15 protein-coding genes and 1 pseudogene are annotated in these 14,225 nt (G+C 47.2%); 2 read left to right on the forward strand and 14 right to left on the reverse strand.

Features of this window, described 5'->3' with window-relative positions:
* From AAH187_RS16420 to AAH187_RS16435, 4 genes are all read right to left on the reverse strand, one after another.
* On the reverse strand, nt 1-895 hold an 895-nt coding region (locus tag AAH187_RS16420), incomplete at its 3' end, for a TerB family tellurite resistance protein (RefSeq protein ID WP_342349559.1).
* A gap of 194 nt (nt 896-1,089) precedes the next feature.
* Complete coding sequence (locus AAH187_RS16425; protein ID WP_342349560.1) at nt 1,090-1,497, reverse strand: CBS domain-containing protein; 408 nt, start codon at nt 1,495-1,497, stop codon at nt 1,090-1,092.
* A 457-nt stretch (nt 1,498-1,954) separates the two neighbouring features.
* The gene (locus AAH187_RS16430) at nt 1,955-2,341 is read right to left on the reverse strand and encodes a response regulator (protein ID WP_342349561.1); all 387 of its coding nucleotides are present in this window, start codon (nt 2,339-2,341) and stop codon (nt 1,955-1,957) included.
* 110 nt (nt 2,342-2,451) lie between these two features.
* Nucleotides 2,452-2,847 carry a response regulator gene (locus AAH187_RS16435; RefSeq protein WP_342349562.1) on the reverse strand — a complete coding sequence of 132 codons (396 nt, stop codon included), beginning with the start codon at nt 2,845-2,847 and terminating at the stop codon, nt 2,452-2,454.
* Nucleotides 2,848-3,936: 1,089 nt separating this feature from the next.
* Here AAH187_RS16435 and AAH187_RS16440 point away from each other — a divergent pair.
* On the forward strand, nt 3,937-4,770 hold the full coding sequence (locus AAH187_RS16440) for a sugar nucleotide-binding protein (protein ID WP_342349563.1): 834 nt from the start codon (nt 3,937-3,939) through the stop codon (nt 4,768-4,770).
* A gap of 235 nt (nt 4,771-5,005) precedes the next feature.
* Here the strand turns inward: AAH187_RS16440 and AAH187_RS16445 are convergent, their stop codons facing one another.
* The 7 genes from AAH187_RS16445 to AAH187_RS16475 all read right to left on the reverse strand — a co-directional run bounded on the left by AAH187_RS16445 (nt 5,006) and on the right by AAH187_RS16475 (nt 11,001).
* Nucleotides 5,006-5,521, reverse strand: a complete 516-nt coding sequence (locus AAH187_RS16445; protein ID WP_342349564.1) for an NUDIX hydrolase — start codon at nt 5,519-5,521, stop codon at nt 5,006-5,008.
* Between the two features lie 42 nt (nt 5,522-5,563).
* Entirely contained in the window at nt 5,564-6,661 is a 1,098-nt protein-coding gene (gene gcvT / locus AAH187_RS16450) for a glycine cleavage system aminomethyltransferase GcvT (protein ID WP_342349565.1), read from the reverse strand.
* The gene (locus AAH187_RS16455; protein ID WP_342349566.1) at nt 6,661-7,122 is read right to left on the reverse strand and encodes an FKBP-type peptidyl-prolyl cis-trans isomerase; all 462 of its coding nucleotides are present in this window, start codon (nt 7,120-7,122) and stop codon (nt 6,661-6,663) included. The genes gcvT and AAH187_RS16455 overlap by 1 nt, the downstream gene beginning before the upstream one ends.
* Nucleotides 7,119-8,360: an FIST N-terminal domain-containing protein gene (locus tag AAH187_RS16460; RefSeq protein ID WP_342349567.1), complete on the reverse strand. Its 1,242-nt coding sequence runs from the start codon at nt 8,358-8,360 to the stop codon at nt 7,119-7,121. Before AAH187_RS16460 ends, AAH187_RS16455 begins: the two co-directional genes overlap by 4 nt.
* A gap of 132 nt (nt 8,361-8,492) precedes the next feature.
* Nucleotides 8,493-9,668: a P1 family peptidase gene (locus tag AAH187_RS16465; RefSeq protein WP_342349568.1), complete on the reverse strand. Its 1,176-nt coding sequence runs from the start codon at nt 9,666-9,668 to the stop codon at nt 8,493-8,495.
* A 158-nt stretch (nt 9,669-9,826) separates the two neighbouring features.
* Nucleotides 9,827-10,306 (reverse strand): GNAT family N-acetyltransferase, encoded by a 480-nt coding sequence (locus tag AAH187_RS16470; protein WP_342349569.1) that lies wholly within the window; start codon nt 10,304-10,306, stop codon nt 9,827-9,829.
* Between the two features lie 53 nt (nt 10,307-10,359).
* Nucleotides 10,360-11,001 carry a DUF502 domain-containing protein gene (locus tag AAH187_RS16475; RefSeq protein ID WP_342349570.1) on the reverse strand — a complete coding sequence of 214 codons (642 nt, stop codon included), beginning with the start codon at nt 10,999-11,001 and terminating at the stop codon, nt 10,360-10,362.
* Nucleotides 11,002-11,199: 198 nt separating this feature from the next.
* Here AAH187_RS16475 and AAH187_RS16480 point away from each other — a divergent pair, with 198 nt between their 5' ends.
* Nucleotides 11,200-11,502, forward strand: coding sequence for a Trm112 family protein (locus tag AAH187_RS16480; protein WP_342349571.1), 303 nt, complete (start codon nt 11,200-11,202; stop codon nt 11,500-11,502).
* 358 nt (nt 11,503-11,860) lie between these two features.
* Here the strand turns inward: AAH187_RS16480 and AAH187_RS16485 are convergent, their stop codons facing one another.
* The 3 genes and pseudogenes from AAH187_RS16485 to AAH187_RS16495 form a co-directional block, all read right to left on the reverse strand.
* The gene (locus AAH187_RS16485) at nt 11,861-12,229 is read right to left on the reverse strand and encodes a hypothetical protein (RefSeq protein ID WP_342349572.1); all 369 of its coding nucleotides are present in this window, start codon (nt 12,227-12,229) and stop codon (nt 11,861-11,863) included.
* A gap of 125 nt (nt 12,230-12,354) precedes the next feature.
* Complete coding sequence (locus tag AAH187_RS16490; protein WP_342349573.1) at nt 12,355-12,690, reverse strand: hypothetical protein; 336 nt, start codon at nt 12,688-12,690, stop codon at nt 12,355-12,357.
* Nucleotides 12,691-13,119: 429 nt separating this feature from the next.
* Nucleotides 13,120-13,805, reverse strand: a pseudogene (locus AAH187_RS16495) (IS1595 family transposase).
* Between the last annotated feature and the right edge of the window lie 420 nt (nt 13,806-14,225).

Below are 14,225 nucleotides of genomic sequence, written 5' to 3' on the forward strand. Positions count from 1 at the left end.
CCAGCTTGGCATCAAGAAAATCCTGGTGGCTGAGATCCATGCCTTTGGCAATAATTCGAATTTCCTCAATTTCCTCAAACGACGTCTGAGCAGCCGCATTGGCCACTTCAAATAAACAATGGAGAAACTCTTTCCGTTCAGTCAACGTCGTCAATTCCTTAAAACGTTTCACCAATCGGACGCTATCCAACCCTCGAAAAATCCGGTGATGACTAATTTCCGCCACCAGTTGTGCCTGTTCATCCGTTAATGCCCAATGACGTTTGAGTACGGCACTCATGACCGTGGTTTCTTCTGAATCCACCACATGATCCACGCCGGCCACTCGTGCCATCAATCCCGCCGCGAGACACAGCTTGCGAATCTCGGCATCAGGAAGGTCAAAAGTGATGCCCCGATCTCGTAATTCCATCGTGACCTGGAAATAAATGGTGTTCTTAATGAAATCTTCCAATCGACTTTCACGATCATGCTCTTCGGTATAATGCTGCCCCCGCAGATTCAGCATTTGACGAAATGGTCGTCGAAGATGTTCTAAAAATCCGCTACTGCCCTCCTCAAGATCGGCCCTAAGCTGTTGGACCACTTCTGTTTGTTGATCGCCACCTGATGGTTCTGAGGACATCAATTTGCCAAGTGTCGCTAAAGCCAGGGCTTTATCCTCTGCCGATCCCATACGTCCTAGCACACGATTTAAGAGACGTTGCCGTTCTTCCTCGCTCACCGGGGAAACCATATACAGTTCCAATTCCATCCATTCCGCTCCGGAAATCTCCGGCAATTGAAACAAGAGTTCTTTTAACCCGTTCACTTCGCTGGGTGACAGTGTCCCGTCAGCCCATGCGGCACCGATCAATAGTTTACCAAGTTCAAGAATAAAGCTTTTATCTGCCATTACTGCCCTCCCCTACCGTATGCGGACTCTTGACTTGGCATGCCTGTTTATCCCCAGGCTCGCCTGCCTTGTCAAAAGAATTCATAATGATGTGAAAAATTCTAGGGGCAGTATACCGAAGGTGAAAAGCCTAAAAAACCCGGCAAGGCAGAAACAAGCGGCATGCCCAGAAACCGTAATCGGCATGAAAATACTTATGAAACATCCGTGAATCCATGGGAATCCAGAATGGTTCTCAACACATCTTTCCATGTGACTATCCCCAGAACCTCTCCATCCTTAGTTGTGACCGGAAGGCAGGAGACCCCTCGCGCTAACATTAGTTGAGCCGCTTCTTGCGAAGAACAGGATGGACGAACCGTCACTGGATGATGCGACATAATTTGATGAGCACGTTTATTGAGGGTTGCTCGATCCCGAGTGGTTTCCGACATCGTACCGACAAACGGGCTGACGGCTTTCAACATATCCCGGTCGGAAATAATTCCCACGAGCTTTTGATTATCAACCACGAGTAGATGATGAAATCGGACTTTCTTGAAAATATCTCGGACGACCTCAAGTGAATCATCCATATCAATGGTGACGACTCTGGTCGTCATAATTCTACCGATTACCTGGGCTCTCGTCTCTGGCTCCACCCTACAAGGTCCTCATATTATATGATGACTGAAGTCAGTCCTTTCCACAAACCTTTGACGTCAACTGCTGTGGCCGTCAACCCTCCTCTTCGGCATTCTGGAATTAAAAGTTTATAAGGATTCTGGGATTCCCCTTTTATCAGCATTGCCATGGGGCACGGTTATTAGAGATGGGGAAAGCCTTTCTATCCATAGAATTTCACAGAGTTGTGACGGTCAATATCTTGGGCTGTGTCTATGAGGACCCACTTCTCTCTTAACCCACATTTCAGCACCAGAACAGCGCACTCATTCCTCTGCTCACTCCAGAAAATGGACCATTGGTCGTTCAGATTTTTCCACCACTATACGTGAGGACATCATGTTGAAGATTCTTTGGATCTTTGCAAATGCCGCCCATCGGAGTTAAACAAAAGGTTCATATCGATGAATGAGGCAGGGTACTCAGCAGTTCTTTCACAAGGCTCACCAGATCAGCCAGAAGAAAGGGTTTGGGGAGAGTACGAGTTGCACCAAATTCGGCCGCCTCTACCAAAAATCCCAAATCACGGTCCCCGCCTCCCGACATGGCAATAATTATTGGAGGAGAAGGTGTCCCGGCAAGTACGCGTATCACTTCCAGACCGTCCATTTCAGGCATGAGCACATCCGTAATGACCAGATCAACGGGATTTTCATGATAGAGCCTCAATCCCATTCGGCCATCGGAGGCAGTCCGAACATCATAGCCTTCCATGACCAACCGATCTCGCAAGGTTGAACATAATTCGGAATCATCGTCCAAAAGTAAAATTTTCGCTTTCACATATCCACCTCCCCTCCATCAAAGTACCATCTCCTCCCGACATACCACATTGCACATTTTCTTTTAAGGATTTTGTCGGATTTCACCTTCACGAATTCCAAACCGTCCTATTACAGAGAATGCTTTTGTGGAGCATATAGTTTACCGGCTAGGAACACCAACGCCAGAAGCTCCTTAAAATCGTACGGTTTCTCTAGAAACGCAAAAGCCCCTGCTTGCTTTGCTTCCTTTTCTATTTCCTTTGTCATATTACCACTCACAAGTATGACTCGAACACCTCGTCCCCTTCCACGAGAGGACAATGCCTTGAGAAAATCGAGCCCATTGGTAACGGGCATATGATAATCTGATATGATGAGATCCACGTCGAGCCCTCCATCCAACAAAACCAGAGCCTCCCGGCCATCTGCCGCTTCTCTAGAAGTAAACCCGTGATTCTCCAAATACAGGCGTAAGGCATGCCTGTAAGGTCGGTCATCATCAATTAACAAAATTGGTTTATTCATATGGTCTGCCCATGGAAAACATATATCGATGCCTGGGATCGCACCTGGCCTCCGACCTCGCTTTTCGTTTCCAGGTTTTTTAATCGCTCCCTATCAAAAAGTTTATGCATTGATTAGTCCCTGTTCCAATCAACCTCCTGCATATAAGCAATAGTATTGCCAAGATTTTTCTGCAAAACTTCCCAAAAATCCTTTCAAGTAACACATTGAAATTAAAAGTGAAATATTCTTACCGCTCTACCCGTTACCCATTAAGATTGAGGGTCTTCCGAGTTCAGATATCTAAATGGATAAGGAACGTATCCCTTTGGATGTTTGCAGGAAGAACTCTTCAGACATGTGTCCTCCTAGGGAAATATTCATCATGCTTCTTAAAATCTCCATGGCTTTCTCAAGAAAGGACAGGAGGTCATTCGCGATAACAAGAGGCATAGACCCTTAACCTCGAGGAACCCAAAAGGGGGTCTTATTCCCAACACGCCCCTCATTTCCTATTTGATACCCTATGAGAAACTTGTTAAAAGAGGTCTCCAAAATTTTCACATTTAATTCTAAACTTTGGATTTCACCTGAAGCATGAAATACGATTGCTCTCAATTTCATCCTGACCGATTTTCGTTTACCGAGGATCCGGTGTTGTTTCTGGAAGTTTTTTGAGTCAGGAAGAACGGAAAACTGTTCAGATAGCCATGGCCCGATCCGAATGGCATTCCCTGGCCGATATACCATCCGTAACCCATGCCTTTTACAAATACGATTTAGCCGGTACCGAACCGGAACCATGAAGAGAAAATATTATAATTTCATTCTTTGATGGAAAATAAAAACGCCTCCCAATTTTTTTTATTATTAGGGCTGCTGAGTATGGTTTAGAAGTGGGTGGCCTTTTACTTTTCCTCCAATCATGACCTGAAACTCAAAGTCGGGGATATGTTCGACCTTCCCTCTAACTCAATAAATTTACATGAAGTGAAAGAAATCATGAAAAAAGAGGGATGCACTTTGCTAAGCTGGGCATTTTCAATTGTGCAACATTAAGGAGATAACCGGCCCCATGATTCACCCTATCGCCTCAACAACTCGGTTCAGATGACCCAATCCACGCTCCTCTTTGGCGCGACCTCCATTCTTGGGTTCAACCTGGCCAAATTATTTCCAGAAACTATTCTGCCGTTTATCTCGCCTGGCAATACGTCGGAATCAGTCAGTGAGTGGCCGGTCCTTCAGTTGGAGAACTCTGATTGGGTTGAACGAACCCTTGTTCAATTTCAGCCGAACGTCCTGTTGTATTGCCATGCGGTGTGTGATGTGCCGAAATGTGAAGCCGATCCCGATTGGGCTCATGAGATCAACGTCCAACATCTCCGTCGTGTTGTGGAGAAGCTACCTGACCATATCCGTTTGGTGTATGTGTCCTCGGATCATGTTTTCGGTGGAGATGGTGAGTACGATGAACATTCGCGTCCATGCCCCATTAGTGTGTACGGCCACACCCGTGTCAATGCAGAAAGGCTGGTCTTGGGACGACATGGGTCGCTGGTGATTCGCACGGGGCTAGCGATTGGCCCTTCACCGAACGGGCGAACGGGTCATTTGGATTGGCTTCGTTACCGCACTCAACAAAACCTTCCTATTACCATTGTGGAAGATGAATCTCGCTCCGTTGTCTGGGTGACAGATCTAGCCAGACGCGTCATGAAATTCGCACAGAGCAATGAGACAGGCATCCGACATGTCTCTGCCACCCGGGCTGTTTCGAGAGTCGATTTAGCCAATCACCTGATGTCGATTTTGGGAGAACCTCCCGCTTTCCGGTGCGAAAGCCGGCATCAACGGCCGGCCCCACATTTGGGCCGGGTGGAATTAACCAGTGCATATGCAGACATCCTTTCTCAACCATTAGCAAGCGTCCTGGATGGATGAGCAATCCAACCCCCAACCCAAGCAGTCCTTTAGATTTTCTCACAGATTGAGCCCATCACATTCCCATGGCTCATGCCTGATTTCAAACATCAGGACAAAGCGCAGATACCTGATTTTTGAAAAGCTGAACTGTGCGATTAAACAGCGTTCTGGAGGTTTCTTACTCTTGTGAGGCAGGAGTATCCAACGTGAGGAATCTGGACGTCTCCGATCAATCTGTAATCGGCTAGCCCGCTTAAAAATGGGAGGCTAGAAATACGAGCTGCAAACCGATGATGGTTTTGGCATCACGAATGGTGCCGTCTTGAATACCGGCCATCGCCTTTTCCAGCGGCCATTCCACCACTTCCAATACTTCATCGTCGTCCAGGTGTTGACGGCCAGGCTTCAGATCCGTCCCGCGATAGATATGGATGACTTCATCCGTAAAGCCTGGCGCGGTCCAAATACTGGTAAGCAAATCCAACTGACCGGCCTGATAGCCAATCTCTTCCTCCAACTCGCGTGCTGCACAAAGACGAGGATCTTCCTGGGGATGAAGTTTGCCCGCTGGGATTTCATAAATGAATCCCCCCGCCGCATGTCGGAATTGCCGAATGAGCACGACGGTACCGTCACCTGTGATCGGCACGACAGCCGAGGCGCCGGGATGGCGGATGATTTCCAACTCGGTGGACTGCCCATTGGGCAATGCCACAGTTTCGCGGTTGAGTATTAAGACTTTCCCGGCATAGATGTGTTCGGTCGACAAAGGATTTCTCGTTTCACTCACAATGATTAAGACGATCGAGTTTTAGGATTTTGGACGTTTGTAAAACGGGAGTGTGACAATCTTGGCTTGGACGCGCTTTCCACGAATGTCGATTTCAAGCAACATCCCATCCTTACACAAGGCAGAGGGTACATATCCTAAGCCAATCCCTTTTTGCAAAATCGGGGAAAAATTTCCACTGGTGACCTTACCCACCGACTCACCATTGCTGAAAATAGCCATATCATGCCGGGGAATGCCCCGTTCCACCATTTCAAAAGCGGCAAGCTGCCGAGTGAGACCATCCTTTTGTTGTTTGCGTAAGGCAAGGTGCCCTTGAAACTCGCCTTTATCCCAGTCCACCACCCATTCAGCATTGGCTTCCAGCGGCGAGGTGTTCTCATCCATATCGTTGCCATACAGCAAGTAGCCCACGTCTAACCGCAAAAGATCTCGCGCCCCGAGCCCTGCGGGTTTGGCTTCGAATTCCGCACCGGCCTTCAGGAGTCGATCCCACGCGAGGGCCGCTTGTGCCGCAGGCACATACCACTCATATCCAAGCTCTCCGGTGTACCCCGTCCGACTAAGCAAACCGGAAAACTCCATACCCTCCAGCGCCAAACACCTACGGGGCTTCAGGGCTTCGATTTGTGCCCCCATGAGTTTTTGCATGATGGCTTTTGATGCCGGCCCTTGAATCGCAATTTGCGCCAGTTCTCCCGATCGATCACGAATAATTGCTCCAGGGAATTTTCCCGACTGGTGCTTTATGAACCACTGGAGTATCTTTTCCCGATTGGAAGCGTTGACACAAACCAAAAAGGTGGATGACCCGGTTCTATAGACAAACACATCATCGAGAATGCCCCCTGAAGCTTGGCAGACCATGCCATATTGCGCCTTCCCTATCTGGAGGCGGCTCACGTCATTGGTACTGATCCATTGCAGAAAGGCTTCGGCCTGATCTCCTGATATCTCGATGCGTCCCATGTGACTGACATCAAAGAGACCGGCCGCTTTCCTGACAGCGTAGTACTCCTCAAGGACACCGGTATATTGGATGGGCATGAGCCATCCGGCGAAATCCACCAGCTTGGCATTGAGAGCACGATGGGCGTGAACGAGCGGGGTTTCGTCCATTAACGCAGGTCGAGCAGTTCGACTTCAAAAATGAGGGTTGCATTGGGGGGAACAGCCGATCCGGCCCCTCGGGAACCGTATCCCAACTGAGGCGGGATGATTAATTTGCGGATACCGCCGATGTTCATCCCTTCGACGCCCTCGTCCCAACCCTTAATCACGCTGCCCGCTCCCAATCGAAAGGAAAAGGGTGAATTGCGATCTTTAGAGCTATCGAATTTTGTTCCGTCGGTGAGTGTCCCCGTGTAATGGACGATTGCGGTTTCTCCCGCATGGGCTTCGCGCCCGGAGCCACGAGCGAGATCGACATACTGCAATCCAGATGGCGTAGTCACCATGGATTCTTCCGCGGCTTTTCCAGACAGGGGATTCAAAACAAATATGATGAGGAGAATGATCCAAGACCCTATAATGAATACGGGTAATCGAAGACCTGATGGTAACGTCATACCGTTTTTCATGAACCTCTCTCTTTGCTAGTGTTGAACGTATCCGATGTCATATCCATTTTTAAGGGACGAGACACTTCTTCATAAAACAGCGCCATACTGGCCGTATAGCCATGCAAAAAATTCTTCCCGCTCACGGGGCCAATTTCTCCACCTGCAAAAAACCCCGCTATCGGAATGGTCCCCATTTGTTGCTGCAGAGTGGCCACGTCATGGTGGGGAGTTTCGAAAAATCGCCGCCCACGCCCATTACAACTAAATAACAACGCGCCCTTAGGCAGACTGTCCGGATGGGTCACCCGCTCCTTGGATAAGAGTAAATGGAAGTCTTCACTCGCTGCATGAGCATCCCGCACATGGAACTGAATCGTCTGGCCCTCTTGGACAAAATCCGCGATGGCGAGACTCCCTGATTGTCGATCGGCTCCTAACAGCCCGCGGATCAAAAAGTCTCCCTGGCCGAATTCGGGGCGATGTTCATCCATGGCAATACCCACTTGCAGCCCGTGGGCCGCTTGTTGTTGTTCGTGTTCATCCAACGATTTCAAGGTGGTTTCCAAGCGCTCCAACGGCGGGATTCCCCCAAGCTCCTGAATGACATTTCGATCAACCTTGGTCACAACATAGCGTTCGCCAATAGGTTGACACCCTTGGGACACCACCGTCCGGATTTCCATTCCACCCTGAACCGCCACTCCAACCACCCCAGATCCTATAATGTCCCGATTAAAAACCAGGCGGCTTTCCCCGACATCCATGCCTCCGCTGGCAATGCCACCAATGGCAGACGAGCCAGGAGCATGTTCCTCCAACAGGGACAATAATTCATCTATGGGGGTAGAAAACGGATCGGCAAAGAGGAAAAATGTGGAAGGATAGGTATTGGCTTCTAATCCAACTGGCCAGCCCTCTAGTGAAGCCACCTCACCCTCTATCTTCGGCGTTAACATAAATGGGACCACTCGCATGTCGGTGCTTCTAAGGCCCCAGAGCACCAAGCCTGGATGTTCTTCTATTTCTTGATCGCCCCCAATAATCCCTTGCCCCATACACCCAACCAGTGTCTGAGGACGAAGGTTCTCGTGGATGATTTCGACCATGCGTTGGATGTCTGAAGAAAAATGGGGGGAAAAAAAGACGAATGCGAGATGACACTCTGCTTCGCCTAACGCCTCATGCACTGATGCTGACACCGCATGAGCGGCCACTTCAGGATGAGATTCTTGGGAAAGGGCAACATGACACTGCATTGTAATTAAATCGGATTCAAGTCTAGCAATCCTCGCCAAACGATGTCCATGCAAGAAGGTTGTTGAATTTCGCCTTCCTTTTCTAGCCAGTTCCGATGAGACCCAAGAAAATCCACCCTGGAGGTCAGTCGCTTACTGAGTTCGGAGGCGGTAAGTATTTAAAATCGAACGGAGTCGATCAATAGAGATCGCCTCAAAGCGTCGCCCATCTCGCCCGGTGACCGTAGTGGCTTGCAATAAAGCATTGAGAATGGCTTCCTCCGTGGCCTCCACGGTGGCTTGGAACAAGGGGTTTATATGCGTATCAGCAAGATGCGCCATAAAAAATGTCCGTTCATCCGGATAATGAGGAATGACATTGGCTGTGGAAAACGCCAAAACAAAATCTCCACTGCCATGATGAGAGATTGACCCGGTTCGCGCCAATCCTATGGTAGCCCGGCGCGAGAGCCTAGATAGTTGGCGTGCATCGAGGGGAGCATCCGTCGCAATGATGATAATGATTGATCCGCTGTCCTGTCGTTTTTGTGGGAAATCTGCTGGGATTTCGCCAAGAGTCGCGACAGTCGATTCTTGAGAATTGTGCTGGGAAACGGTTGGCAGTTCCCTATCATAGACTTGGCCCACCGGTACTCCCGAGATCATTAATTCATGCCGACGACCATGGTTCGCATTCACCAATACGCCGACACGATACCCTCCTTCTTCGGAAGGAAGTACTCGAGAGGCGGTACCAATACCACCTTTAAATTGGTAGGATACCATCCCCGTCCCTGCTCCGACCGACCCCTCTGGAACAGGACCTATCGATGCAGTTTCCAGAGCGCGGACCACATCTTCCGGAGAAACATGCCTTCCCTGACTATCATTCAGTCGGCTATCGTCGCATTCAGCCACCACAGGCGTGAGGGTATCATCGGATATCCCGATGCCGGGATAGCGTTGAGTCATCCAGCTCATGACACCATCTGCCACACGAGGTACATTCAACGTATTCGTTAACGCAATGGGATATTCCAAAAAACCTGATTCCGCAATCCAGGCTAATCCCGTCATTTCCCCTGTCCCATTTAAGACAAACGCTCCAGCTGGAACTTTGTGATGCCAGACATCTTCACGCGGGATAATGACGGTCACACCCGTGCGGACAGGGCCTTGACCTACATGCAAGGCCCCCTCGCCTTCATAAATGGTGACATGCCCAACCTTCACCCCTTGGACGTCCGTGATGGCATTCATTTCGCCAGGAGAATACCGGCCGATGGTGACCCCAAGATCTCCCACATGTGGACGGGGTTCTACCGCCATCAGGGCTGCAGAAGGGTTGGCCAATACCGCAGGGGGAACCCATGCCCAAACCAGCCCTATTATGAGACAAGACTTTACGCCCTGCCTCAACCTGAAAAAACGCATATTGCCAGTCCTACCTGTCCTCAGCCCAGTTGGCCATAACAGCGAAAATGCATTTATTCGATTGATTGGAGAAATGACGGGGACGTCCAGGAAAATTCTTTCTCATACATATGGTAGGCAGTTTTTTGAAATCCAAGCTTGGCATAGGCTTGGTGGGCTTGAATATTTTTCTCTTCCACATAGAGACGATATCCGCAAATGGGCTCACGGTTCAAATGGGCTTGGCCTTGCACATACTCATATAGTTGCCGAAAGATGTGCTGTTGGCGCTGGTCTGGATGAACAAACACACTTTGAAGCCACCAAAAATTCCCGTTTCGCCAATCGCTCCACTCGAAGGTGATCAATATCTGCCCAACTACAATAAGTCGGCCATCCTGAAAAGACCTTTCTGCAACCGCGTACCATCCTTTACCAGCATCTTTAAGAAGTGCCTCTACACCTGACTCAAGAACCTGGACATTTAACGTTCGATTTTCAGTTTCCCTGGCTAAAGCCATGTTGAAATTTACAATAGTATTCAGGTCAGACATAGTTGCACGCCTGATGAAGACCGGGGATGACTTATTCATATCCTGCTGACAGGTTAATTATCCTTCTTCGCAAAATTTGCTGGTGACAACCATCCAGGTTGGGGATGATAGAGTCCCGCAGAAAACTCCATTTTCATTGCCTCTTCTGGTCGTAACTGAATCCGATTCACGCTTCCTTCTTGGACAAAGGCCAGATAGCCGGTAAACGGATGGATTGCTGTCGGAACAAAGACCATCATGAGAGGTCCTTCGGGAGCGACTTGCAGCCTATGTGGAGGTAAACCCATGTCAAAACCTAAAGCCCAAAGCCCGTCACGAGGAAACGGAAATGCGACGACATTGCTTTGACCAAACCGATCACGGAACTTGATGACATCTGCCATACTTTTTAGGGTATAGTAAATACTACGCACAAATGGAATCCGCTCTAAAGAGTTTTCCAATTTTCGATGAATCTGCTGGCCAAGTAAATGGGTCGTCCCCATTCCCACCCAGAGGACCAGAAGACAAAAAAAGGTAATTCCTGAACCGGGAATCCTCACGCCATACAAAGCCCACACAATATCTACCGTCATATGTTCTAAGGCTTCGAGTAGCGTATAGAGAATTAATAACGTACCCCATGCCGGAATAATAAGAAATAAGCCAGTAAGGAAATACCGCTTGAAGGTATGGTCAGAAAGTGCACTATTCATAAAATTAAAGGTTCGGTCATTGAAAATGAAAGCAGTCTAGCAAAAACCCACCAACTCCGCAGCACCAGCGGCACAGAAGTTTGGGTGCTCACAATTCCGAATTTCCTGAGAGTTTCTTGCTACAAACGAAGGTGGGTGCTACTCTTCTAATGAAAAGAGTGGGTCAGTTTATTGGCACGTATTGAAAGGAGTCAGATAGTGCGATCTGAAGACACATCGACAGGAAAAGGTGAAATTGCGGCTGACCTATTGGCAATTCTCTGTTGCCCGGAGACCAAGCAAGAGGTCTGCCTATTGGACCAAACGGTTGTTGAACGACTGAATAAACGGATTTCAAAAGGAGAATTGAAGACGAAGGGAGGGCAACCGGTCACTGAACAAATCGATGGAGGACTCCTACGAACAGATAGAACAGTAGCCTACCCTATCCGTGATCAAATTCCCATTATGCTTATTGAAGAAGGCATCCTCGTGGAGAAATCTGACCTTTCATCCATCTGAAGGTCAATGCCCCACATATTCTGCAAAAAATAGTGTTTATTTTTGTGAAATGGACATTTTATGAACCTTGCGTACTCCGACCTCCTTTCCTAACCCACCATAGCGATCGACCAATCTGGACTACAACATAGATAAACACACCAAAAAAAATCCCATAGTATCCATACGATTCAATCGGCCAATTCTGTCCTCCATGTAAGAGGAAGCCCAAGGCGACATGAGCCCCCAACCCTAAACATAGGGCTAAGATAATCCACTCACGGACCATTGTTTTTCGAGACAACCCCATGTTATTTCCGAATACAAAGAGCAGAGTTTGGACCATTCCCCGAATGGCCCAACACTGTTAGGTAGGCAATTACACAGGGCTTTTCGTTGATTCGATTTCCGTGGCGGTGATCAAGCTGATGAGGTAATCAGTGACAAAAATTAGAGCTTCTTCCCTCCCATCAGCTCGGCGCCCCTTTTCCCTACGTTGTATGGAGAGTTCGTGTTCAAGATCTGACTTGACGTCTCCCAATAACTTCTGAAGGGAGGCTGTAGTCAGATTCATATCCACATCCTCTAATTCTTGACATCGGTCTAAAACCCAGTTGAGCCCTTCTACCCGACCAAAATACCTTTCTTGTTCACCTGCATCAATTCTGGCCATGGTTGAGGCAAATGCTTGCCCTTCATAAATAAGATTGTAAAAACTCGCCACGGCACGATGTAAAATTGAATTCATTATCCATTCCTCACAAAAAAATTGTTGTACTCGCTCTTCGATTATATACTGCTACTGGTAATCCTTCTAGGATTTTTTCATTTTAATTGTGCAATGAGGTTACATTTTTATTGGTCGCGTGATCTTCAAGTAAATAATAAAGGATGAAATTCGGCCATAAACCCATAATATAAGGGAGCAAATTGCTTCAGGCTGTTAGGACTATTTTCTTTAAGACGCTTAAAGAAGAAAACCTGGTGGGTTGGCTCCATTTTCTCCAAAAGTTTTCCCAATTCCGACATGGAGAATTTGCCTTGTGGAACACTTAAGACATAGTGAACCAGACGTTCCACAAATTGATGCATAATATACTCACTATCCAAATATTGTTTCGGAATTTCCCCATTTTTAATGATTTCGCCGAATGAAACAGCTTGGGCAGAAAAGGGGAGATCTTCTATCGTTTTTGAAATTTTGGTCACGCTTTTTAAAAACCCCTCACTGAAGTGAACGGCAAAGAAATCAACACTTTCATGTGGTTAATATATAATTGTATCAGGGGTTCCCAGTATATCAAAACCTTTTTACCAAAATTCTTACCACAATATTTGCAAAACTTTCCTGTACGTCAAAAATGTTTGCACATTGTCTTAAACCACTCTGACCACCAAATCCGTTCAGAGTCCATTTCTAAGAAAAAACCGATAAATCGACAAAATTTTAAAATATCACTGTCATACCCATGCCTGCACACTATATTTCCCTCAAATTTCAATTTAAAGGGAATATGAAAATTGGAAAATTATTTTCCATTCACAAGAAAGTCAAGACCAAAAACCTTTATCTCTTCAACTTACGGCCAATAGATAGAAACCCTCAAAGGGAATCAAGCATAGAAGTCGGTACTATTATTAAAAATAAGGGGCTGGCGTAGGAAATAATGATTGATTCGCCAATTTTACCCGATGCCGTAGGGTCGCTTTCAATTGCTTGGGGGATCCATAATTCAACTGCCATTCACATTCATTCAAGAACAGGGAAAAGTGGTGCTTGGGAATGCCATTGTATTGACGCAAATGCCGCTTGGCTTGATTCCAAAAGTTTTCAATGCCATGGATGTGGTTATGTTTGTCCGCAAACAGCTTGCTATGGTTAATGCGATAGTGCTTAAACTCAGATACGTCCAAGGCATTGTAGGAACGATAATAGTCAGTATAGACAATACTATCAGGGACGATCTTCTCGCGGATGATGGCAAAAGTGTCTGAGATTTGGCATCAGGAATCACTTTTGTGTAGACCTTGCCTCCACGTTGCAAAATGCCAAAGACGGGCACCTTGCCTGCGGCTCCACGCCCTTGTTTGCCTTTGCGTCTGCCCCCAAAGTCGGACTCATCTACTTTAATCCCTCCAGAAAACGCCCATTCCTCTTCGATCTGCTGGGCAATGATTAGAGGTAGCCGATGGTAAAAGTGAATGGCCGTCCAACGGTTGAGATCGACAAGGTCTGCAGCCGTCCAGGCAGGCACCCCGGCCACAAAGTGCTCAAGAAGCCGATTTGACCGATAATGACTGAGTTTTGAGAATTTTAATCGCACAGGTTGAGCATAGAAAATATAAATTTCCTACGCCAGCCCCAAAAATAATAGAAAGAAAGTTGATGAGGAATCAAGAAATCAATTCTTTTTTGCAGAATCTACAACATTTTCCTTGATTTTTTAATAAAGGGAATGCTCTTCAGAAAAAAATCTTTTACAAACTTAGTTGCTTTAATTTAAAGAAGAAAATCTTACCCGTGACATTTCAACCTTCAATTTACTCCCAATACATACTTAAAATTTAACCCACTTTAATTGAAACTAGGTAGGTTGACTCCTAAACAAACTAAGCCCAATTTAGACCAACTCAACCGGTCCGCACTTACAAAGTCTTCCAAAAATTAAAGTGATTGGCTTCCTCACACAAAAAAAGAGCAGGGGGCGACAATTGTCACCCCCTGCTCTTTGGTTTCCCCTGTG

The sequence above is a fragment of the uncultured Nitrospira sp. genome, from assembly GCA_902500695.1.
GTDB lineage: Bacteria > Nitrospirota > Nitrospiria > Nitrospirales > UBA8639 > Nitrospira_E.

What these genes read in the sequence shown, in the direction of transcription:
- gcvT (WP_342349565.1), bottom strand. Translation starts at nt 6,661, where the DNA reads ATGGACGAAACCCCGCTCGTTCACGCCCATCGTGCTCTCAATGCCAAG.
- AAH187_RS16475 (WP_342349570.1), bottom strand. Translation starts at nt 11,001, where the DNA reads ATGAATAGTGCACTTTCTGACCATACCTTCAAGCGGTATTTCCTTACT.
- AAH187_RS16470 (WP_342349569.1), bottom strand. Translation starts at nt 10,306, where the DNA reads ATGTCTGACCTGAATACTATTGTAAATTTCAACATGGCTTTAGCCAGG.
- AAH187_RS16435 (WP_342349562.1), bottom strand. Translation starts at nt 2,847, where the DNA reads ATGAATAAACCAATTTTGTTAATTGATGATGACCGACCTTACAGGCAT.
- AAH187_RS16460 (WP_342349567.1), bottom strand. Translation starts at nt 8,360, where the DNA reads ATGCAGTGTCATGTTGCCCTTTCCCAAGAATCTCATCCTGAAGTGGCC.
- AAH187_RS16485 (WP_342349572.1), bottom strand. Translation starts at nt 12,229, where the DNA reads ATGAATTCAATTTTACATCGTGCCGTGGCGAGTTTTTACAATCTTATT.
- AAH187_RS16440 (WP_342349563.1), top strand. Translation starts at nt 3,937, where the DNA reads ATGACCCAATCCACGCTCCTCTTTGGCGCGACCTCCATTCTTGGGTTC.
- AAH187_RS16455 (WP_342349566.1), bottom strand. Translation starts at nt 7,122, where the DNA reads ATGAAAAACGGTATGACGTTACCATCAGGTCTTCGATTACCCGTATTC.
- AAH187_RS16465 (WP_342349568.1), bottom strand. Translation starts at nt 9,668, where the DNA reads ATGGCGGTAGAACCCCGTCCACATGTGGGAGATCTTGGGGTCACCATC.
- AAH187_RS16425 (WP_342349560.1), bottom strand. Translation starts at nt 1,497, where the DNA reads ATGACGACCAGAGTCGTCACCATTGATATGGATGATTCACTTGAGGTC.